This is a genomic window from Geitlerinema sp. PCC 7407 (assembly GCF_000317045.1).
Classification (GTDB): Bacteria; Cyanobacteriota; Cyanobacteriia; order PCC-7407; family PCC-7407; genus PCC-7407.
In genome coordinates, this window is the sequence record NC_019703.1 from 2,235,906 (window position 1) to 2,257,079 (window position 21,174).

The 21,174-nt window shown below is 54.7% G+C and carries 20 protein-coding genes; 6 read left to right on the forward strand and 14 right to left on the reverse strand.

Annotation, left to right across the window (positions count from 1 at the left end):
- Nucleotides 1-2: 2 nt before the first annotated feature.
- Nucleotides 3-1,499: a catalase gene (locus tag GEI7407_RS09260; protein ID WP_015171884.1), complete on the reverse strand. Its 1,497-nt coding sequence runs from the start codon at nt 1,497-1,499 to the stop codon at nt 3-5.
- Nucleotides 1,500-1,886: 387 nt separating this feature from the next.
- Between GEI7407_RS09260 and GEI7407_RS09265 the strand changes: the two genes are divergently transcribed.
- From GEI7407_RS09265 to GEI7407_RS09275, 3 genes are all read left to right on the forward strand, one after another.
- The gene (locus tag GEI7407_RS09265; protein WP_015171885.1) at nt 1,887-2,243 is read left to right on the forward strand and encodes a helix-turn-helix transcriptional regulator; all 357 of its coding nucleotides are present in this window, start codon (nt 1,887-1,889) and stop codon (nt 2,241-2,243) included.
- 126 nt (nt 2,244-2,369) lie between these two features.
- The gene (locus tag GEI7407_RS09270; protein ID WP_015171886.1) at nt 2,370-3,116 is read left to right on the forward strand and encodes a phosphoadenylyl-sulfate reductase; all 747 of its coding nucleotides are present in this window, start codon (nt 2,370-2,372) and stop codon (nt 3,114-3,116) included.
- A 252-nt stretch (nt 3,117-3,368) separates the two neighbouring features.
- The gene (locus tag GEI7407_RS09275; RefSeq protein ID WP_223294513.1) at nt 3,369-3,830 is read left to right on the forward strand and encodes a hypothetical protein; all 462 of its coding nucleotides are present in this window, start codon (nt 3,369-3,371) and stop codon (nt 3,828-3,830) included.
- Between the two features lie 96 nt (nt 3,831-3,926).
- On the opposite strand, the gene GEI7407_RS09280 is transcribed toward GEI7407_RS09275, so the two are convergent.
- The 11 genes from GEI7407_RS09280 to GEI7407_RS09330 form a co-directional block, all read right to left on the reverse strand.
- Nucleotides 3,927-4,892, reverse strand: a complete 966-nt coding sequence (locus GEI7407_RS09280; protein WP_015171888.1) for a F0F1 ATP synthase subunit gamma — start codon at nt 4,890-4,892, stop codon at nt 3,927-3,929.
- Nucleotides 4,893-4,917: 25 nt separating this feature from the next.
- Complete coding sequence (locus GEI7407_RS09285) at nt 4,918-6,468, reverse strand: alternate F1F0 ATPase, F1 subunit alpha (RefSeq protein ID WP_015171889.1); 1,551 nt, start codon at nt 6,466-6,468, stop codon at nt 4,918-4,920.
- Nucleotides 6,425-7,234, reverse strand: a complete 810-nt coding sequence (locus GEI7407_RS09290) for an ATP synthase F0 subcomplex subunit B (RefSeq protein ID WP_015171890.1) — start codon at nt 7,232-7,234, stop codon at nt 6,425-6,427. The genes GEI7407_RS09285 and GEI7407_RS09290 overlap by 44 nt, the downstream gene beginning before the upstream one ends.
- 1 nt (nt 7,235) lies before the next feature.
- Complete coding sequence (locus GEI7407_RS09295; RefSeq protein WP_015171891.1) at nt 7,236-7,505, reverse strand: F0F1 ATP synthase subunit C; 270 nt, start codon at nt 7,503-7,505, stop codon at nt 7,236-7,238.
- Complete coding sequence (locus tag GEI7407_RS09300; RefSeq protein ID WP_015171892.1) at nt 7,498-8,205, reverse strand: F0F1 ATP synthase subunit A; 708 nt, start codon at nt 8,203-8,205, stop codon at nt 7,498-7,500. Before GEI7407_RS09300 ends, GEI7407_RS09295 begins: the two co-directional genes overlap by 8 nt.
- Before the next feature lies 1 nt (nt 8,206).
- Complete coding sequence (locus GEI7407_RS09305) at nt 8,207-8,488, reverse strand: ATP synthase subunit I (protein WP_223294514.1); 282 nt, start codon at nt 8,486-8,488, stop codon at nt 8,207-8,209.
- Nucleotides 8,489-8,675: 187 nt separating this feature from the next.
- Complete coding sequence (locus GEI7407_RS09310) at nt 8,676-9,017, reverse strand: AtpZ/AtpI family protein (RefSeq protein ID WP_015171894.1); 342 nt, start codon at nt 9,015-9,017, stop codon at nt 8,676-8,678.
- On the reverse strand, nt 9,004-9,402 hold the full coding sequence (locus GEI7407_RS09315) for a F0F1 ATP synthase subunit epsilon (protein ID WP_041268878.1): 399 nt from the start codon (nt 9,400-9,402) through the stop codon (nt 9,004-9,006). Before GEI7407_RS09315 ends, GEI7407_RS09310 begins: the two co-directional genes overlap by 14 nt.
- Nucleotides 9,402-10,790: a F0F1 ATP synthase subunit beta gene (gene atpD / locus GEI7407_RS09320; protein ID WP_015171896.1), complete on the reverse strand. Its 1,389-nt coding sequence runs from the start codon at nt 10,788-10,790 to the stop codon at nt 9,402-9,404. Before atpD ends, GEI7407_RS09315 begins: the two co-directional genes overlap by 1 nt.
- Nucleotides 10,791-12,261: 1,471 nt before the next feature.
- Nucleotides 12,262-14,439, reverse strand: coding sequence for an EAL domain-containing protein (locus GEI7407_RS09325; protein WP_015171898.1), 2,178 nt, complete (start codon nt 14,437-14,439; stop codon nt 12,262-12,264).
- Complete coding sequence (locus GEI7407_RS09330) at nt 14,420-17,200, reverse strand: hybrid sensor histidine kinase/response regulator (protein ID WP_015171899.1); 2,781 nt, start codon at nt 17,198-17,200, stop codon at nt 14,420-14,422. The genes GEI7407_RS09325 and GEI7407_RS09330 overlap by 20 nt, the downstream gene beginning before the upstream one ends.
- A gap of 390 nt (nt 17,201-17,590) precedes the next feature.
- On the opposite strand from GEI7407_RS09330, the gene GEI7407_RS09335 reads away from it, so the two are divergent.
- Nucleotides 17,591-17,821: a hypothetical protein gene (locus tag GEI7407_RS09335; RefSeq protein WP_015171900.1), complete on the forward strand. Its 231-nt coding sequence runs from the start codon at nt 17,591-17,593 to the stop codon at nt 17,819-17,821.
- Between the two features lie 67 nt (nt 17,822-17,888).
- Here GEI7407_RS09335 and GEI7407_RS21005 read toward each other — a convergent pair whose 3' ends face one another.
- Complete coding sequence (locus GEI7407_RS21005) at nt 17,889-18,659, reverse strand: hypothetical protein (RefSeq protein ID WP_015171901.1); 771 nt, start codon at nt 18,657-18,659, stop codon at nt 17,889-17,891.
- Between the two features lie 325 nt (nt 18,660-18,984).
- Nucleotides 18,985-19,608 (reverse strand): LysE family translocator, encoded by a 624-nt coding sequence (locus GEI7407_RS09345; protein ID WP_015171902.1) that lies wholly within the window; start codon nt 19,606-19,608, stop codon nt 18,985-18,987.
- Nucleotides 19,609-19,771: 163 nt separating this feature from the next.
- On the opposite strand from GEI7407_RS09345, the gene GEI7407_RS09350 reads away from it, so the two are divergent.
- Both GEI7407_RS09350 and GEI7407_RS09355 read left to right on the forward strand, forming a co-directional pair.
- On the forward strand, nt 19,772-20,257 hold the full coding sequence (locus GEI7407_RS09350; protein ID WP_015171903.1) for an SRPBCC family protein: 486 nt from the start codon (nt 19,772-19,774) through the stop codon (nt 20,255-20,257).
- A 217-nt stretch (nt 20,258-20,474) separates the two neighbouring features.
- Nucleotides 20,475-21,140: a phosphoribosyltransferase gene (locus tag GEI7407_RS09355; protein WP_015171904.1), complete on the forward strand. Its 666-nt coding sequence runs from the start codon at nt 20,475-20,477 to the stop codon at nt 21,138-21,140.
- Nucleotides 21,141-21,174 lie beyond the last annotated feature (34 nt).

Below are 21,174 nucleotides of genomic sequence, written 5' to 3' on the forward strand. Positions count from 1 at the left end.
CGCTATGACTGAACCGCTTGAGGGTGATTTTGCTGATTTTGTTGCAGCATTGCCGGATCGATTTCGATATTCAGCGCCCGCGCAACCCGCTGGCCATAGTCCATATCGGCGCGGAAGAAGTGGCACAGCTGACGCATTTGGATATCTTGGCGAGCGCATCCCAGCGCCCCTGCGATCGCCTGGGCCGTGCGGTTTTTCTCCTCCTCTGAGAAGATCCGCCAGAGATTTCCGGGCTGGGTGTAGTCATCTTGATCCCGGGACTCATAGCGATCGGCCACCACATCCCCCAGGGGCAGACCGGGCTCCCGATACTCCGGGGCCTCCTTGGGGGCGCTGTCGTCGCTGTTGGGATAGTAGTTGGGGCTGCTGCCGCCGTAGCCCACCGACATCGCGCCATCGCGCTGGTAGTGCATCACCGGGCAGCGCGGCTGGTTGACCGGCAGCTGCTGGTAGTTGGTGCCGATGCGGTAGCGCTGCGCATCGGGATAGGACATCAGCCGCGCCTGCAAAACCTTGTCCGGGCTCGGGCCGATCCCCGGCACAAAAGACCCCGGACCGAAGGCCGCCTGCTCCACCTCGGCGTGGTAGTTGACCGGGTTGCGGTTTAGCTCCAGCACCCCGATCTCCATCAGCGGAAAATCGCTGTGGGGCCACACTTTGGTCAGGTCAAAGGGATTCCACTGGAAGGTCTGAGCCTGAGCCTCGGTCATCACCTGAATCTTCACCGTCCACTTGGGAAACTCGCCCCGCTCGATCGCTGTGAAGAGATCCCGCTGGTGAGACTCGCGATCGACGCCGATCAGATTGGCCGACTCCTCGCCGGTCAGGCACTTCACCCCTTGCTGGGTCTTGAAGTGGAACTTGCACCAGAAGCGCTCACCCTGAGCATTGACAAAAGAAAGCGTGTGGCTGCCGTAGCCGTTCATGTGGCGGTAGCTAGCGGGCAGACCGCGATCGCTAAACAGAATCGTGATCTGGTGCAGAGACTCCGGATTCAAGGACCAAAAGTCCCACTGGGCGTTGGCGTCTCGCAGATTGGTTTGGGGATGGCGCTTCTGGGTATGGATGAAATTCGCAAATTTGTGAGGATCGCGAATGAAAAACACCGGCGTGTTGTTGCCGACCAGATCCCAGTTGCCTTCCTCGGTGTAGAACTTGAGAGCAAAGCCGCGAACATCGCGCTCTGCATCCGCAGCGCCCCGCTCTCCAGCCACCGTCGAGAAGCGCAAGAAGACTTCGGTTTGCTTACCCACCTCTGAGAAAAGCTTGGCTCTGGTGTATTCCGGAATCGCCCGGGTCACCGTGAAGGTGCCGTAGGCCCCAGACCCCTTGGCGTGGACGACCCGCTCTGGAATGCGCTCCCGGTTGAACTGCTGCATCTGCTCCAAAAGCTGCACATCCTGCATCAGCAGCGGCCCCCGCGGGCCGGCAGTCATAGAGTTTTGGTTGTCAAAAATGGGGCAACCGGTCGCTGTTGTGAGCTTTTTCTCTTCACTCATTCTGGTCGTGACTCCTGTGGTAGGGGGGTGCGAGCACTGATTGGTTTGGTCAGATTGTCATATCGTACTCATAACGAGTATGACTTGTAAGTCCTGCTTCAAGTATTTTTAGAATTCGCAACAGAGCCTGCCAGAGCAAACTCTAGTCCCCTTTGAGCCTAAGACTCTCAGCCCCAGCTCTGAGCAGGTTTCAGATTCTTTTTAGCTATTTTTAAACGCACAGATTATTGAGGGCGATCGCCCGCTATCTCTAACCACAGAAAGTTGTTCTCAGCAGGCGATCGTGCTGACGTTTAACCAGATACCTTGAAGCTCTATTAGTTAGCTATACTACTTTATAGTAGTGAATTTCTTTATTGCCCCTTTAGACCGCCCCAGCCAAACGCTATGTCTCTGCCTCCTGCCGCCCTGAGCCAAGTTGCTGATTATTTCAAAGTCCTGTCTGAGCTGAGCCGCCTCCAGGTGCTGTGCGCCCTCAAGTCCGGCTCCAAAAACGTCACTGAAATCATGGAAGAAACTGGCCTGGGCCAAGCCAACGTCTCCAAGCACCTCAAGATCTTGGCCCAGGCGGGCATCGTGTCGCGAACCCCCCAGGGCGTGAGCGTCTACTACGAAATTGCTGAGCCGCTGATCTTTGAACTGTGCGAGCTGGTGAGCGATCGCCTCTCAAATCGCCTCGCGGCCCAGTCCCAGCAGCTGCGCCAGCTAGAAGGCCTGGGAGTCACAACTCCCAGCAAGTCCTAGACTCTGTGGGTTTCGCCGCTCAAGCAAGCTGCTGGCAAGGGTTGCCGGGGTCTGTCACCTGCCAGAAACCACCGCTTGATAGAATGTGATGTGCACTAAACGATCCTTTCCTGCAAGAGACACATCATGGCGCAGATCCCTGGGCAGACCCTGTCCGACCTCGATATCCCCAGCCTAGAGGCGGAGCTCACCAACCAGAGCCCCCAAAAAATTTTAGAGCGGGCCTTGAGCCTGTTTGACAACCTCTCTATCTCCTTTAGTGGCGCAGAGGATGTGGTCTTGATCGACATGGCCCATCGTCTCAACAAGCCCTTCAAGGTTTTCAGCTTGGACACGGGTCGCCTGCACTCGGAGACCTATCAGTTCCTCGAAAAAGTCCGCAAGCACTACGGCATCACCATTGACGTGATCTATCCGGAGAGCGGAGCCGTGGAGGCGCTGGTGCGCGAAAAGGGTCTGTTTAGCTTCTACGAAGACGGCCACACGGAGTGCTGCAACGTGCGCAAGGTGGCTCCCCTGCGTCGTCACCTGGGCACCCTCGACGCCTGGATCACGGGTCAGCGCAAGGACCAAAACCCCTCGACCCGCGCCAGCGTGCCGGTCGTGCAGGTGGATGGAGCCTTTTCTAGCGGCGATCGCAGCCTGATCAAGTTCAACCCCCTGGCCAACTGGTCCTCGGCTGACGTCTGGATGTACATCCGCTCCTACGAGGTTCCCTACAACGCGCTCCACGAGCGCGGCTTTGTCAGCATCGGCTGCGAGCCCTGCACGCGCCCCGTCCTCCCCAACCAGCACGAGCGCGAAGGCCGCTGGTGGTGGGAAGACGCCGGTAAGAAAGAGTGCGGTCTCCACGCCATCAACCAAAAAGCTTAGGCAGATTAAATTCGCTGCTCTAGCCATTTGAATCAGAGATGGGATGCTAGTCAATTCAGCATCCCATTTTTATAGCTTTTTATTCTTGGATGACTATCTTTCCCTTAGGAAAGACACAAACATCAAAAGATAGATTTCAAAAGCAGTAGTGTAAAATTCTCCATTTTGCAAAAATTTATGCTTTTTTCCAGGCTATCCCCTCTGATAGAGGAGTCATGATTTTGAGGTGGATAGCCTTATTGTGTTCGTGAAATGAGTCGGGTCTTTAATTCACTTTCTTTCAGCATTCAATGCATAGATTTTAGGAAAATTTTTGACCCTTCTTTCTCGAATTACTGTTCTGATTATTTCAAATATCTGATCATGAAAAACTGCATCAATCAAGCCATGAGCTTCTTTAGATCGATAGCGGCTAGACTATCAATCAAACAGATTTTATCAGTGGTTTTGGTGGGCTTCTTGGTGTTGACAACCAGTAACGCTCCCAACGATCGCAATAAGGCTGCTACCAAGCGGATTGACACGATCATTCAAAGAGACGACTCTGATCGGCCCAAGACCACGGGCGAGTGGCAAGAAGAAGCTGAAGAGATTGATAATATGGGCGATCGCCTTCAGCGAATTGGCAAAGAATCAGCCGAAGCCATCAAGGACTGGGCTGGCCTCTACCCTGATACCGCTGAGCGCAGTGCTGAGGCCCTCGGCAGAGACTAGAGCCCTGAAACCTGGCTTATGCAGTAGGCGATCGCCCGTCACAAACCATCGGCGATCGCCAATTTTTTAATTCACTATTTTTGAGTTTTTAGAGCGTTAGCCTGGCTTTTTCAGGGCCTCAAATCCTGACACAATATCCAGCAGTTCCCCCGTAATCGAATTTTGGCGCTGCTGCCGATACTGAGCATTCAAATTGCTCAAGCGCTCCTCAATATTTTTCTCAGCCGCCTGCATAGACGCGAGCCTGCCGGCGTTTTCGCTGGCGAGGGACTCCACCGTCGCGCGGTAGAGCGCCACAAACAAATATTGGCGAATCAGCGCCGAAAAAAGCCCCTCCCAGTTCACGTTCAGCATCGGCATCGAGACAGAATCCCAGGGACGTTTTTCAAGCTGCGATAGCCAGAGTGGATCGAGGGGCAACAGCTGCAACATCACCGGCTGATAGACCGTGGTGGAAAGCGATCGGTTATAGAACAGCAACACCTGTTCGACATCCGGGTGAGGCGTCTCTAAAGCATCCGCGATCGCCAACAGAGAAGATCCCTCCAGCGGCTGACGAAAGCGCCAGTGATCGATCGCCTCCAATAGGTCTTGGATCAGGCGGGGAGTGCCCGCGAGAGAGCTTGGCAGCGAGAACTGGGTATAGGCCGGCTGGCTGGCAATCTCCAGGTGGGGCAGCAGCCGCGCCCCCACAGCCGCAATGAGACGCTGAGAGGGGGAGATTTGGCGCTGGTCCAGCGTTTCTAAGACATAAGTCACAATTTGCTCATTAAACTGGCCACACAGCCCATGATCAGACCCAAATAAAATCACTCCCACCGGTCCCGTTGTGGGACGCAGATGGGCCTGGGGCAGCGGCCCTGTCAGGGTTTCAGAGAAACGTCGATGGTGCAGCAAGGCCTGCAATCCCAGCTCGACCGTTTCGTTATAGTTTGCGAGAGATAGGCGGGCTTTTTCGTACTGACGAATGCTCACCATGGCCAGAGCCTTCATGGTTCTAACCACCGCTCGCAGATCTTCGATGCTATTGATGGTGTTGCGGAGAGATTCCAGGGTTTGCATAGAGAGGTTTAGGGCATAGAGAGGTTTAGGGAGCGTTCATTACCGCTTGGAGAGCCTTGAGCAGGAGGTCGCGATCGCCCTCCGTAAAGGGTTTGCCCGTATGAATGCGATCGCACAGATCCGGCATCTGCCGCCGAACCCCCTCACAAATGCGCTGCTCCGCCACCTCGATTTGATCCAGGGGGACAGCGTCTAGTTGTCCATGGGTCACCGCCATCAGGATCGCGATTTGCTCCGCTGCCGAGAGCGGGCGAGACTGCGGCTGCTTGAGGACCTCCCGAATGCGGCGGCCGCGCTCTAGGGTTTGCTGGGTCTGCTCATCGAGCTGCGTGCCAAAACGAGCAAAAATCTCCACCTCTTGGAACTGGGCATAGGAGAGGCGCAAGTCTCCGGCGATCGTCTGGTAGGCCGGTAGCTGGGTTTTGCCGCCCACCCGCGACACCGATTTCCCCACATCCACCGCCGGAAAAATACTTTTCTGAAAGAGATCAGGCGAAAGATAGATTTGACCATCAGTGATAGAGATCAAATTGGTTGGAATATAAGCTGAGATATTTTGGGCCTGAGTTTCAATAATTGGCAGAGCCGTGAGAGAGCCGTCCCCCAGCTCAGCCGACAGGTGAGTCGCTCGCTCCAGCAGCCGCGAATGGAGATAAAAGATATCGCCCGGATAGGCCTCGCGGCCGGGAGGACGGCGCAGCAGCAAAGAGAGTTCGCGGTAGGTGCGGGCGTGGTGGGTGAGATCGTCGTAGACAATCAGCACATCTCTCCCCTGCTCTGCAAAATACTCAGCCATCGTCGTGGCCCCGTAGGGGGTGATATATTGCAGTCCCAGGGGATCTTGCCCCGCAGCTACCACCACCACGGTGTAGTCCATCGCGCCCTGCTCGCGCAGCGTGGCGATCACCTTGGCGATCGCCGCCGATCGCTGCCCAATGGCACAGTAGATACAGAGCACATCTTTATCTTTTTGATTGAGAATCGTGTCAATGGCGATCGCCGTTTTTCCCGTTTGGCGATCGCCGATGATGAGTTCCCGCTGGCCTCGCCCAATGGGAATCAGCGCGTCGACCACCTTCAGGCCCGTTTGCAGCGGTACCGTGACAGGGGCGCGATCGAGGATGGCCGGAGCCTCCCGCTCCACAGGGCGGCGCTCCGCGATATCTAGGGCACCGCGTTCGTCCAGAGGCTGCCCCATGACCGTCACCACTCGCCCCAGCAGCGCATCTCCCACCGGCACATCCACCACTCGCTCTGTCCGATAGACCTCATCTCCTGCTTGCAGATGCTGACTATCTCCCAGCAAAATCACGCCCACCTCCTCAGGGTCGAGGTTGAAGGCAATGCCCAACAGGGGCTCTCCACTCGCCTCCGCGCCGGCCTTGGGAAAACACACCAGCTCATCCGCTCGCACCCCCGGCAGGCCCGTCACCCGGGCAATTCCGGGCCGGACGGACTGGACCAGTCCCGTTTCCCGCAGGGTGAGCGCCGCTGGGTAATGGGTTAAAACTTGGGCAATGATGGCGCAGGCATCATGACAGACGGCCTGCACCCGCTGAGAGGTGGAGTTCATCATGAGAGGCTCCCCCTTGTCTGAGGGCGGTAGAGAGATGCTGCTCAAGGGTTTGGAGATAGGTATCCAGGCTCCAGACAATTTCCTGGCCAGGCAGCTTGATTTCGATCCCGCAGAGCAGGCTGGGGGAGAGCCCAAACTCCAGGGCAGGGGCGATCGCAAACTGGGCTTGTAGCGCTTCCATGACCTGATGGCGCAGGTCCGGCGACATCTCAAAACTGCTGCGAATCGCGATAGGCTGATGAGTTTGGTCCAGGGCCTGGGCGATCGCCTGCTGCTGGGGCTCCTCCAGATGACGCAGGCGATCGCAAAACCGGCGAACGATCTGCTGCTCTAGCTCAGCACCTGCCAGATCGCTCAGGGCTTGGCGAGCGATCGCCCAGGTTTGATAGATCACTTTTTGGCGCAGAGTCCGCAAAAATGCCTCCTGTTCCTGAGAGAGCTCCGCTTGCCACAGCGCCCGCCGATCGGCCATTTCCTGGCGAATCTGGGCCAGCTGCTGATAGCGCTCCTGGTCTGCCGCCACCTGCGCCTCTGCTAGCAGCGCAGCCCGCTGATTTTGGAGATCTTGCTGCTGTTGCTCATAGACTGCGATCGCCTGCTGAGCCTCCGCTTGCAGCCGCTCAGCCGCCTGCCATCGCTCCTCCAGCTGTGTCTGGCGCTTGTGCATCACCTTGAGGATCGGCTTATAGAGCAGCCACCGCAGCAGCAGCACCAAGATCAGAAAATTAAACACTTGGGCAAAGACAGTAAACCACTGAATTAACACATCAGTTCCCCAAAAAATGATTCCAAAATGGATTAACAAACAGCAAAATCATTGACACAACAAAGCAATAAATTGCCGTTGATTCCACCATGGCCAGCCCGACAAATAATGTGCGGGTAATGGTATTCGTTTTGTCGGGCTGCTGAGCGATCGCGCCCAGCGCTCTCGCCACCGCCATTCCCTCGCCCAGAGCTGGTCCGATCGAGCCGATCGCGATCGTCAAACCGGCCGTCACCATTGAAACTGCGCCAATCAAGGCTAGATCACTCATGACCCGTCTCCTGTGTAGAAACCGAGTGAGATTGGTGCTGGACACTAGCCGCCGAAGCGATATAGACCAAGGCCAGCATTGCGAAAACATAGGCCTGAATCAACCCAAAAACCAGCCCTAAAACATGCATTGCCACCGGCACAAACAGAGGCACTAGAGACAGCAAAATTGCCGCCAACAAATTGCCGCTCATAATATTGCCAAACAGCCGCACCGCCAGCGCCAAAGTCCTCGAAAATTCCCCAATTATCTGAAATGGCAGCATGATAGGAGTGGGTTCTATATAGGCCTTTAAATAGCGCTTTAGGCCCTGCTGACGAATGCCAAAAATGGGAACTGCTACGAAGACACAGAGCGCCAAAGCCACTGTGGTCGACAGAGATCCCGTGGGAGCTTGATAGCCAGGAACCACCGTCAGCAAATTTGAAGTCACAATAAATAGAAAAAGCGTCCCAACAAACGATAAATAGGGCTCTGGATCTTGCTGAGTAATCTCGCCAATCTGGCTGTACATGCCGTCGACAATCATCTCTAAAAAGTCTTGCCAGGGAGGCAGCTGGGGGCGAACGGCTAGTCGCTGGGTTACCCAACCCGACAGCACCGCCAGCAGCGCCATGGTCAGCCACGTAAAGATCAGCGTGGCATTGATAACCATCATCTCCCAGGCATAAAACACCACATTATCAGGACTCACTTCCATCTCACTCCTCCAGAGGTCGAAGCGCAATGAGAGATGTTTGGGGTCGCCAGCGAGCGATGAGCAAGCTGCGCGCCACCAGAAATCCCCCCAGAGCCAGCAGCAGGCGCTCCCAGCGGCCATCCACCAGCCAATAGAAACCCACCAGAGCAGTACTCAGGCGCACCACGCCACTACCCACCATCAGCAGCACAGGGTGACGAGTTCGGACCAGGTGCTGCACGGTGAACCACAGACAGCTGAAATAGAAGATTCCCAAGCCAAACCCAAGGGGGAATACCACCATATGCGGTAATAGCCTGTGAATGAAAAGATCCATGGGGAATCCTCCTTCAAGATCCCGATTTAGCTTAAGGTTAGAGAAGCGTGATATGAGCAAGACGATACAAGTTGAGCTGTCTAGTCTGTATCCACTCCTTCGAGCAATAGAGTTTTAGTAAATCAGGGAGAGATCAGAGAGAAATCAGAGCCTATTAGCGCTGCTGCTCTCGCTGCATCCAATACCAAGCGCTCCAGCACCCCAGCACAATCCCCACAAATAGCCCCATCAGCGTCCACGAGTAAGAACTGGGAAAGCGCCGATCTATCCACATCCCCAGCGCAACCCCTGCTAGCGTTGGCATCGTCACCGACCAGCCAACCATGCCAAATAAGCCCAGACCAGACCAAATGCTGCGATCGCCCTCTGCTCGGGCCTGTACCTTACGCCTTGATTTTTCTTTCACCTGCTGCTCATATATCACCGGCTGAGTTGATTTATGTCGGCCTTTGCGCTTCTCTGAGGACTCCGGATCCGAAGAATTAGAAGACTTCATGGGCTCCTCCCCGTTCCATAAACTCCCGCACAAAGCTGGTCTCTAGACGCGCCAGCATACTTCGCGCTCGCTGCTCTCGCTCATCCAGCAGACGAAGCTGTTGCTGGACCGCCTGCTGCAAGGTCTCCAGGCGATCGCCCCTCACAGCATTTCTCACCGAGACCCACACCCTATCTCCCTGTTTGACCAATACCCCTTCGTCCACGGCCAGAAATATCTCTTCTCCCCGCTCTGTCTCAAACGAGAAAATGCCCGGAAGCAGCGTCGAAACCCAGTCAACATGCTGAGGCAGCAAACAAAAAGAGCCATTCATGCCTTCAGCAGTAACTTTGAGCACGGCTTGATCGACCAAAACCTCTGTCGGCAAAACGAGCTTGAGGTGCATCATGATCTCACCTCTGCGATATCACCGATCATATAGAGGGCACTCTCCGGCTGATCGGCAAACTCGTCATTCAAAATGCGATCGCACCCCTCCAAAGCGTTCTCCAGGGAAACCAAGCGACCCGGCTGGTTAGTAAATTGTTCAGTCGAAAAGAAGGGCTGAGTGAGAAATCTCTCTAGACGGCGAGCGCGATAGACAATTTGGCGATCGCTGGTGGAGAGCTCAGCCATTCCCAGCATGGCGATCATGTCTTTGAGCTCCTCATAGAGCGCCAGGGTTTGGCGAACGGCCAGCGCCGTCTCGTAGTGACGCTTACCGGCGATCGCGGGCATCAGCATCTTAGAACTCGATCGCAGCGGATCCACCGCTGGATAAAATCCCTCACTCGCCCGCTTGCGAGACAGCACAATCGACGCAGAGAGATGACCAAAGGTATGCACCGCCGCCGGATCGGTGAAGTCATCCGCTGGCACATACACCGCCTGCACCGACGTGATAGCTCCCGTCGTCGTGCTAGTAATTCGCTCCTCCAAGGCCGCTAGCTCCGTCGCCAGGGTCGGCTGATAGCCCACTCGAGAGGGCAGCTCTCCCATCAAACCAGAGACCTCTTGCCCCGCCTGGATAAACCGAAAAATATTGTCGATCAGCAGCAATACATCCTGGCGCAGTTCATCCCGAAAGTATTCCGCCATCGTCAGGGCCGCATGCCCCACCCGAAACCGCGCGCCGGGCGGCTCATTCATCTGGCCAAACACCATCACCGTATGGTCGAGCACCCCTGCCGCCTGCATCTCACGATACAGCTCCTCTGCCTCTCGGTTGCGCTCTCCAACCCCGCAAAAGAGACTGATTCCCTGGTGCTGACTGACCATGTTGTGGATCATTTCGGTAATGAGCACCGTTTTGCCCACTCCTGCACCCCCAAACAGCCCTGCTTTTCCCCCGCGCTCGATGGGCGTCAGCACATCAATGACCTTGATGCCGGTCTCCAAAATTTCTGACTCTGTGGACTGCTGCATCAGCGGGATCGCTGCTTGGTGGATCGATCGCCACGCTATCTCTGTGAGACCTCCCTGCTGGTCAATTGGATTCCCAAACACATTAAACATCCGCCCCAGCAAAGCCCGTCCTACAGGCACTTGCAGCGGACGCCCCAGATCCACAACCGGCGCTCCCCGAGCCAAGCCAGAGGTGGGCGTCAGCGCGATCCCCCGCACAACTTCAGCATTCAGGTGGGCGATCACTTCGATGATGACGCTGCCATCTTCGCCAGCATCCAGTCGACTGAGATATCCCGGTAGATGCTGGGGAAAGCGGACATCTACCACGCTTCCCCGAATGGAGACAACAGAACCGGCGTTGCTCGATAACTCGGTTGGGTTCTGCATCGCACTGAACCTCCTAAACCGCGATCGCCCACGCACTGGGGCTTTTCACATCAAACGCCCCAGCTCCCGCCATTATTCTCAATCAGCGCACCATGGGAAATATTTAAATTTCCGAGTGTCTTATAATTTCCGCTTTGAGCACTAACCTATTTCCATCCCTCACAACCCCGAAGCGATAGGTATTGAGTACAGAACAGAAGCGAGAAAGCCCGGTCAGAACTGATTTTGTGCAATAAGCCAGTCAAGCAAGCAAAACCCTTATCCCTAGCCTACCCGATCGCGCCGTATTTCCTCTATCGGCCTCTCATTGCTTAACAAATTTATACCCACTTGGTCACTATTTAAAACTAACAGGCAGCAAATAGTTCACGACTACCAAACAACTCTGCCCAAGAGCAAGCGCTTGATAGAAATTCTCTATATCTCTCACCTATCAATCTTGCAACATCCTGCTCTCATTGATCACAAAAGTCTTTATCAATAATCAAGCTGAATCTATTTTTGCTGAATTAAGGACGCGGCAATTTTTACCTAAATAGCAAACTAGCAGCGCGGCGGTTCCTCATAATAAGTGCCGATGCACTGCTGCCACTGCAAAAGCGATCGCTCTCGACAAAAAACTTCCAAAAGGAGCAGTGAAGAACCCGGACGATCAACAGGAATCGCTTGCAAAACAATGTAGTGGCGAAGCGTCTGGGCGGAGTCGAGAGGCCGCAAGCCTCTGGTTGCCAGCCAGTCAGGTTCAATAGAGGTTTTGGTTTGGCAACTGGGCGGTAATGCAAGGGATTCTTTATCTATCGATAGGCTGTCTGAGGAGACAGGTCTACCAGAATCAGTCGATGTCTTGACGAGAGCTGCCTGTCCACTCTCAGGAACGAGCGTGATTAAAGCAGAGGAGCGTTTGTCGCTGGCCCGCAAGGCTTGGTGACTGATCGCTACTCCACCCGCGTACCAACTATGGTGATCAATCTGGACCCACAAAGTTCGATCTGCTTCAGACCATCCCATTTGAAGCGCTAGCGAGGAGCCCTGGCAGCTCTCATAGCGAAAGGTCGGTAAATAAAAAGGGAGAGTTAGCCAGGGGGTGGTGTGGGCTATCTGGCCGGTCGTGCTGCTGAGGGCCACAAATCGGCACTGTCTTGGCGTCCCGGCTTCAGGCGATCGCCGCCCTGTGCGCCCAGCCTCAGCAGCGCCAATCTCCAAAAGCCACAGATGAGGCCCGATGATCGCTAGCAGCGTCCCAGGCAGCGGTACACTCCACAACAGATCGTCAGAGGCCAGCGATCGCTTGACAAGCCATTGCTCATTTTTTTGATAAAAAATACATGTCTCCTCAGCATCTACCGCTACCCCTGGAAACAGCAGGGGACCGACTGTCGCTGCGCTGTTCCCATCGTTCCGAGGCGATCGCTCCCTTCTCCAAAAAAGAAATGGCATTTTCTCAACTCCTCAAAGGGGAAAATGGGGCCTTTTAATTCAAGTTAAAGGGTCGGAGGGACTGGAGAAGGTGGGTTGCTGCCGCAGCCTCTAGGGGAGGCGCAAAGAAATATCCCTGGCCGAGCTCACACTGAAGCAACCGTAGATAGTTAAATTGTTCCAAGGTCTCTATTCCCTCTGCAACAACATCCATATCTAGGGTCTGCGCCAGCATAACAATCGCTTTAACAATGCCCAAGCGATCGGCGCTGTTCTGGATCTGATTAATAAACGAGCGATCGACCTTGAGGGTATTAATTGGGAAACGATGAAGATAGCTTAGAGAAGAATATCCTGTCCCGAAGTCATCAATGCTGAGCTGAATGTGGCGATCGCGGATATGAGTTAGGGTCATCATGATCTGATCCGTTCCCTCCAGCAGCGTGCTTTCAGTGATCTCGAGCTTGAGGCTGTGGGGCGCGAGGTGCGTCTGGGCCAACACCTGATCGAGATAGTTCAAAAAGCCGGGTTCTCGGATTTGCTGACTTGCCAAATTGACGCTCATAAAGAGATCCGCCGCGCAGGACAGCGACGCTTGCCACGCTCGCATCTGCTGGCAGGCCTCCTGCAAGATCCAGGCTCCCAAAGGCACAATCAGCCCCGAATCTTCAGCCACCGGAATAAACTGGTTTGGGCTCACCAAGCCGCGATCGGGCTGATTCCAGCGCACCAGAGCTTCAAATCCTCGCAATTGACCACTGGTCAGCTCTACGATGGGTTGATAGTAGAGAAGAAACTCTTGCTTTTGGAGGCCTTGGCGCAGATCATTTTCGAGCTTGAGCAGATGGAGCACTTCGGCGTGCATCGCTTTATCGAAGATCTCATAGCGCGATCGCCCGGCTCCCTTGGCGCGATACATCGCCAGATCCGCGTCTCGCAGCAGCTCTGACCCGTGCTGATACTCCGCTGAGCTGAACACAATCCCAATGCTGGCCGTTGTAAAAACCGTGTGGCCTTCGACCTGAAGAGGCGTCTGAAGGCACTCTAGAATTCGCTGCGCGACCTTGAGAGCATCGGTAAAGTCATCAATCTCATCCAGCAAAAGGGTAAATTCATCTCCGCCCAGGCGGGCCACCGTATCGACATCTCTCACCAGACTCTCGAGGAGACGGGCGATCGCCACCAGCAGGGCATCCCCGATCGCGTGGCCCAGGCTATCATTGACCAGCTTGAAGCGATCGAGGTCAATAAAAAGCACCGCAAAGGCGTATCCTTCATGGCGCTTGAGGCGGCGCACCGCCAGCTCTACCCGCTCCATAAACAGCACCCGATTGGGCAAAGCCGTCAGCGCATCATGGAGAGCTGTATAGGTGAGGCGCTCCTCCGCCAAGACCCGCGCCGTCACGTCCCGAGACGTCGTCACAAACTGAATCGTTCGCCCCTCACTATCTCGCACCGCCTGGGCGATCGTCTCCAGCCAAATATAGTCGTTAGACTTTCGGCGGACGCGGTACACTAGCGGCGGCGCACCGGGCTGGAGATCGGCTGAGATCGTCAGACGGCCGTGCTGGAGATCTTCTGGATGGATCAGGTCATAGATACTCGTATTGAGAAGCTCATCCGGCTGGAAACCCAGCACTGACTGGCAGGAAGGGCTGAGATAGAGATAGCGACCGTCGACGGATTGGAGACACACCAAATCGCTCATATTCTCCGCAATCAGGCGAAAGCGAGCTTCGCTAGCCTGTAGCGCCTGATTTTTTTGGCGGATCTCCTCGGTGCGCTGCTGGACGCGCTGCTCCAGATCCGCATTGAGGTGACGAATCTCCGCTTTGGCCGTTTGGAGATTGAGGTGGGTCTCGACCCGGGCCAAAACCTCAGCCACCTGAAAGGGCTTGGTGATATAGTCCACCCCCCCTGAACTAAAGGCCCGCACCTTATCGAGCACCTCATCGAGGGCGCTCAAAAAGATCACCGGAATTTCTTGGGTCGCGGGGTATTCCTTGAGCTGGCGACAGACTTCATAGCCACTCAGATCGGGCATTTTGATATCGAGCAAAATGAGATCCGGCGGCGCCGATCGGGCCACGCGCAGCGCCATTGCGCCATTGATCACCCCTCGCACTTCATATCCATGCTCGGTCAAAGTGGTTGAGAGAAGATGTAGGTTGTCAGGGGCATCATCTACGATCAAGATGTTTCCCTTGGGAGTTTCATGGGGCACGATATCCATCCAGTTGCTCAACCAAGTCAATAATTTTGTCACAACGGAAATTACGAACCCACTGCAATAGTGTTCGCGCCAAAGTTACCTGCTGTTCGGGGATTTGAGCGATCAGCTCAGAGAGACGCCGGTTATCGACTTGGTTGGCCGCATCGTAGAGTTGGTCAATCCAGCTCGGGGGCATACTCAGCAGCAGATCCGCCGAGAGGCCATCAGAGGCGATCGCAACGGGCTGGGGCGCTATCTCTTCGTAGATATACCGGACGCCCAAAAACTGAGCCATCTTGCCAAAAATAATATTCTCGCGCATGGGCTTGCGAACAAAATCATCACATCCTGCCGAAAGGACGATCGCCCGCTCCTCATCGAAGGCGCTGGCCGTGAGCGCAATAATGATCGTGGCCTGGCCGCGCAGATGAGCCTTGATCTGGCGCGTGGCCTCGTAGCCATCCATCACCGGCATCCGCATATCCATCCAGATCAGGTGTGGTTGCCACGCTTCCCACACCGCCACCGCTTCTTGGCCATTTTGGGCCTCCCTCACCTCAAAGCCCAGAGGCCGCAGCAGCTGCAATAGGAGCTGACGATTCGTCAAGCGATCGTCCACCACCAGAATGCGATAGGTCGGCTGATCGGGCTCCAGGCCGACGACCCGCTGGGTGAGGGCCTGGGTATCGAGATCCGCCGACTCCGCAGTGTGAGCATAGATATCGAAGCTGAAGGTGCTGCCTTTCCCCAGCGCGCTGCGTACCTGGATCGTGCCGCCCATGAGCTGCACAAATTTGAGACTGATCGGCAGGCCCAGCCCTGTCCCTTGGTCGGCCTTGCGGCCCGCCTCTGTCTGGGCAAAGGCCTCAAAGATCGAGTCTATTTCCGCCGGCGCAATGCCAGGCCCCGTATCGCTCACCTCAAACAGGAGATGCACCTCAGTGTCGTCGGCTTCCTCGGGGCGATCGCCCGCAGCCAGATCGCTCTCCGAAATAATCCGCTGGACTGAGAGCTGCACATGCCCCGCCTCAGTGAACTTGATCGCGTTACCCAATAAATTGATCAAGACCTGGCGCAGTTTCTTTTCGTCAGAGTGCAGATAGCGCGGCACATTGTCGGCGTGGGTGATGCTCAGCGTGAGGCCCTTCGAGCTGGCGCGTAGCTGTAACATATCCTCAACGGCTTCTAGCAGCCGATAAAAATCAAAGTTGATCGCCTGATAGGTCAGCCGACCCGCCTCAATTCGGGACATTTCCAGAATGTCATTGATCAGATCGAGTAGATGCTCACCGCTGCGACTAATAATGCTCAGCTCATTATTGCCGCTCTGCATCTCTGGATTATGGAGCAGGAGCTGCGTGAAGCCCAAAATCGCGTTCAGGGGCGTGCGCAGCTCGTGGCTCATCCGCGCCAAAAAGTCACTCTTGGCGCGATTGGCCGAATCTGCCAGGTCCTTGGCGGTGCGCAGCTCAGCGGTGCGGGCTTCTACGCGGGTCTCCAGCTCCTCAAAGGAAGCCCGCAGCTCCGAGGCCATTTGGTTGAAGGAGTTGGCCAAGATCTCCAGTTCTCGGATATTTTCGACCTCGACGGTCTGCCGCAAGTCCCCTTGCTTGATGGCGCGGGCAGCCGCATTGAGGCGGAGAATCGGCTGGGCGATCCAGCGGGCGGTGAGATTGCCAAGAGCGATCGCCACTATCAGGGCCAGCAGGGTCAGCAGGATGGTGCGATGGGTGTTGGCCTGGATCTCTTCCATGAAGTCGGCCTCAGGCACGACCACCACGATCAGCCAGTCCAGGCCGCGCCCGTCCTGGTAGGGCAGCACCTGCAAAAACTGGCGATCGCCCGCCAGCCGAAACTCGAGCTGGGCCGATTCACGAATCTGGCGGAAGTCACCGAACTGCTGCCGCAAATGGCGAGCCGTCGATCGCAGCAGTGGATCGGCGCTGTTGACCGCTTCGATGCGCTTGGCGACGCCGCTTTCCACAACAAAAGGCCTGTCCAGCGTAGAGCTCGCAATGATCAGGCCTGAGCGATCCAGGATGAAGGTCTGACCGCTTTTGCCAATTTTGAGGGTTTTGAGAAAGTCGCTAATCTGCTCGAGAAAAAAGTTATTCGCGATCACGCCCTGGAGTCGACCTGAGCGATCGAACACGGGCGCTGAGGCCGGAATCGCCATGGAGGGAAAGGCCTGAAAGGTAAATATCTCGCCCCAGGTCGGCTTGCCAGTTCGCAGCGCAGCGGTGTACCAGGGCCGCTGACGCACCAGGAAATTGGGAGATGACTGGATCAGTCGGCCCGGATTGCCCTCAGCGTCAGCCACATAAAAGCGAATCAGGTTGGGCTGGTCCTGGCTGACGATCTGGACCTGGAGCGGCGCGTCGCGCCCCTCGGGCCACCCTCCCCCGGCAAACTCTCCCTCCGCTGTCCCATAAAAGATGAAGTCCACAGGCCCAAAGGCCGCTGCCTGGCGGGTAAAGTATCGCCGCAGGGCGGGCAGATCGTTGACATCCAGGATTCCCAGGGCGATCGCGTCTAGGTTGATCTGGTTGATCAAAAAAGGCACAGCCAGATACTGATCGAGCTGCTGCTGGATGCGGGCCATAGTCTCCTGGCGCAGCTGAGCGGCGACGTTGTTCACGGCCTGCTGACCATTGCGCAGGGACAGGTAGCTGGTCAGTCCCACCACCAGAGCCACTTGCAGCACAAAAGGCACCACCAGAACGGAACCGAGGGAGACTTTGCGGGGCAGCCGCAGCCGGCGAGGAATGGAAAGAGAGGGCATAGTAGCAAAACGCGAGAAAAAGCGTGAGCGTCCTGCCCAGCAAATCTGTCAGGAAACCACCGCAGCATAAGGCTACTCTTAGCATTCCTCTCCAATTTGAAGAAATAATTTAGGCGTGTATAAAATTTAATAACTTTTCAACTTTCTTGACCTGGATTTTACGGGCGATCGCCCTTCATCTCTGAGGGATGAATCCCCAGCTTCAGCAAACTTCCTGAGTCCTGATGATGCTTCGGTCATTTCAGACACTTCCTATCCTCGAAAATATACTGACTTTTTCTTACTGACACTTAAGAAAATTTCTGGTTATATCAGAAGCGTGTCTACATAAAAGTCTCGCGGAGCCAAACCAGTTCAGAGACTTTTTCCCTTAGCTCAGGAGCGATCGCCATGGACCCCAGCACGCTGTTTCTACAAGAGACGCCCCAAGCAGCCAATAACCCCCGAGTGTTTCGGCGCAGCTTGGCCGATGCCCAGGGGACGCTCTGCGCCACCTACGACATCACGGCTCTCGACGAGAAAGCGCAGTTGCTGGCCTGGGATGAGCTAATTGCCCTATGCGCTGACCTTTCCGCCGTCTACGACGAGCCTAGGCAAGAGGCGATCGCCCCCATCCCATAAAAATCATCCTTTTTCTGAGCCTAACTCGTAGATCTTTACTGTTAATTTGGAGGCTATGATGTAACAATCAAGGCATCAAATCAGTAATATCAACATTTTCCAATTCGATAGCCTCTATGAAAGCAGTATTCTCAAAGACTTCATTCCAAAATCCATAAAATCTTTTTTTCTTTTCTATCTTATTTGAGCAATTCATTATTTTTCTAATATCAGACCTGCCAATACGAATAACATTAAATCCTTGACGTTTCAGAAATAGATCCTTGCGACAATGAAGAGCATATCCCTCTTCATCAACTTTATAGCTTTTCGTTCTCTCATTATATTTCGCATAATGGGAGGGGCCATCTATTTCAATAATTGTAGTTTTACCACTTTCAATGGACTTGTGTTTGAGCAAGAAATCTACAATGTAGGGTTCTTCTTTTTTACTTCGTTCATTTGGCTTAGAGTACCAATTTACATATACATTCGGCACTAAGGCTGGGCCAATGGCTGGAGGTTCACTAAAAGCACCTTCTATTGATATTGAAACAAACATGTTGAAAAAGAAACGTTCTACATCTGATTTCTCATTACAGAAAGAATGAAGTTCATCGAATAAATTATTGAGTGGATACTCATGCTGCTCTCGCTCATCCGAGTTATTTATCCATAGAGACCATTTCTGTCTCGTTGCATCATCCACCAAGTCGAGCCATCTTATATCTTCTTTAGCAAGAATTACAGACTTAACACCAGAAAACTTCATATCAAGATGACCATCTGGTGTTTGTGTTAGGTGTTCTAATGCTGGTTGACAGAAGCAGCCAGGCCTTCCATACAAAAATACTCTCATAGCTTGAGTTTAAGTTTTGAAATTAAGGATTTGACACTACAGAATCAGTTCAACTACGCAATAGACATAACATCTGTAAGATGAGGTCTATATTTTCCATATTATTGAGCATATTCACTGAAAAATGTTCATTTTTTAAGAAATCAAAAAGAAGACCTAACCGACAAGCTCGGGGTTTCGGGATATTAGCCAACAAATATGATGATTAATCCTGTCCGTCAAAAGTTCTGGCTAACATCCTTTATATCGAGGTTTAGCGATCGCCCCTCATTACAAATAGTTAACTTCTCTATCAACACTTCTCATGAGCTAGCCCCTGATTCAACTAGGGTTTGGCGATCAAGAAAGCGCCCACGGCGATCAGGATGACACCAGCGAGGCGGTTGAGAGACTGGGAGGCAGTGGGGCTGATCAGCGATCGCGCGCGATCGGCCAGGAAAGCATAGATGAGCTTGACACCGCCCACCGCGAAGATCGTCACCGCCGCAATGATCGCCGTGTCTGCATAGGAGATCTGGGAGAGATCGAGAAAAGCCGGGAAAAACCCAAGATAAAAGAGAGTCGCCTTTTGGTCAGCGAGAGTGATCGAGAGCCCCGCCAAAAAGCTAGAGAGCAGCGAGGATTCTGGTGCTTCAGAGGCCCTGAGAGAGCCAGCCTGGGCTCGCCACAGACTCACGCCCAAAAAGATCAGATAGGCACCGCCGAGATACTTGATCCAGATCGAGAAACCGCCCAGCGTCTCCGTCAAAAAAGAGAGCCCCCAAAGGGCGATCGCGATAAAGATTAGATCTCCTAGGACAATGCCCGCCGCCGTCAAAGCTCCGTGCAGAAAGCCAGCGCTCGCCGATCGCGTAGAAACCGCCAAAACGCTGACGCTGGGCAGAGCCGCCAGCACCACCATTGCGCCAAAAAGAGCCAAAATACTGCCAAAAGATAGGGTGCTTTGCATAGCGATCGCTCTCTACAGGTTCTCTCCAAGCTCTTCAGCCGTTCTCTACCCTTCTCCAAAACCACTCGATCCCTCTCAAGCCAGAATATCCAAAAATTTGGATGATTTGACGGATTTGTGCGAAAAGGAGATTCTGGAGGCATTGTGCTGGACATCGCTCCCCATGACTCTGCAAACGCTGGCCCAAACAACCATTCAAGCGGATATTGAACGGGTATTTGACTACTCCACCGATTGCCAAAATATGCCCAAACTGTTTACGGGGTATCAGATCATTCCGGGCATCGCGAGCGCCACGACAGATGACGGGTTGCCCCTGCGTGAAGGGGGACAGCGAATTGTGCGAAACCAAGACGGTTCGGTCCTCACAGAGATCATTACCAGACTTCAGCGGCCCCATCTGCAAGCCTATCAGTTTGTGGGAGGGCTCAAGGCACCCCTGAGCTGGCTGGTGAGCGCAGCAGGGGGCGAGTGGCGCTATGAGCGAGTCGACCAGGGGACATTGGTGAGCTGGAAATTTTGGTTTGATACGCGCAATGCCCTGGCGAATTTTATCTTTGATGCTTTGATTCGCGAGACCTTCCAGGGGGCTCAGCAACAGTGCTTGGAGCAGCTAAAACAGCAGCTAGAAAGCGAGAAATCAGACTAGATTTCGCTTTGAGGTTAAGTTTAAAAGATTTAACGGTGCCTCTCTAGGGAGCTGACTAAGATTTAGGTAGAGAGAGGTTTTTAAAAAATTTGTGTAGCTGACAAGCTAGTGCCCCCTGGCGAAAGCTGTTGATCTTTCTCTCGGGGCGATCGCCCTTTTAGATCTGTTGGAGCGCGATCGCCCCTGCCCCATTCCAGCGTAGGTAGGCGCGATCGCCATGCGACTCCGAAACCGACAAGAGGCGGGCCGCCTGCTCGCCAAGCAGCTTCTGGCCTACGCCCGCCGACCCGACGTGATCGTGCTGGCGCTGCCGCGCGGCGGCGTGCCGGTGGCCTTCGAGGTGGCTCAGGCGCTGCAGGTGCCGCTGGACCTGTGTCTGGTGCGCAAGCTGGGCGTGCCGGGTCAGCCCGAGCTGGCCATGGGAGCGATCGGCAGTGGTGACGTGCGAGTGCTCAACCGCGAGATCGTCGAGGGCCTGGGGATTTCGGTGACAGCGCTCAATGCGGTCGCAGCGGAGGAGTTGCAGGAGCTGCAGCGGCGCGATCGCGTCTATCGCGGCGATCGCCCGTTTCCTGACCTGCGGGACCAGATCGTGATCTTGATGGACGACGGAATTGCGACCGGCTCCACGATGCGGGCCGCCATCCAGGTGATCCAGGCGCGATCGCCTCAGCAGCTCATCGTGGCGGTGCCCGTGATGCCCCGATCGGTCTACGACCAGCTCATCCAAGAAGTCGATGGCATCGTAGCCCTGCTAGTCCCCGAGTATCTCTCATCGATCAGCGTGTGGTATCGCGACTTTGCGCAGACCAGCGACGAAGAGGTTTGCCAGCTCCTGGCGATCGCCCGCGGCGAGCAGCCTCACTTCCTAGGCCGACGCTGACGAAATTGCAGATTTTCTGAATACTGAAAGAAAG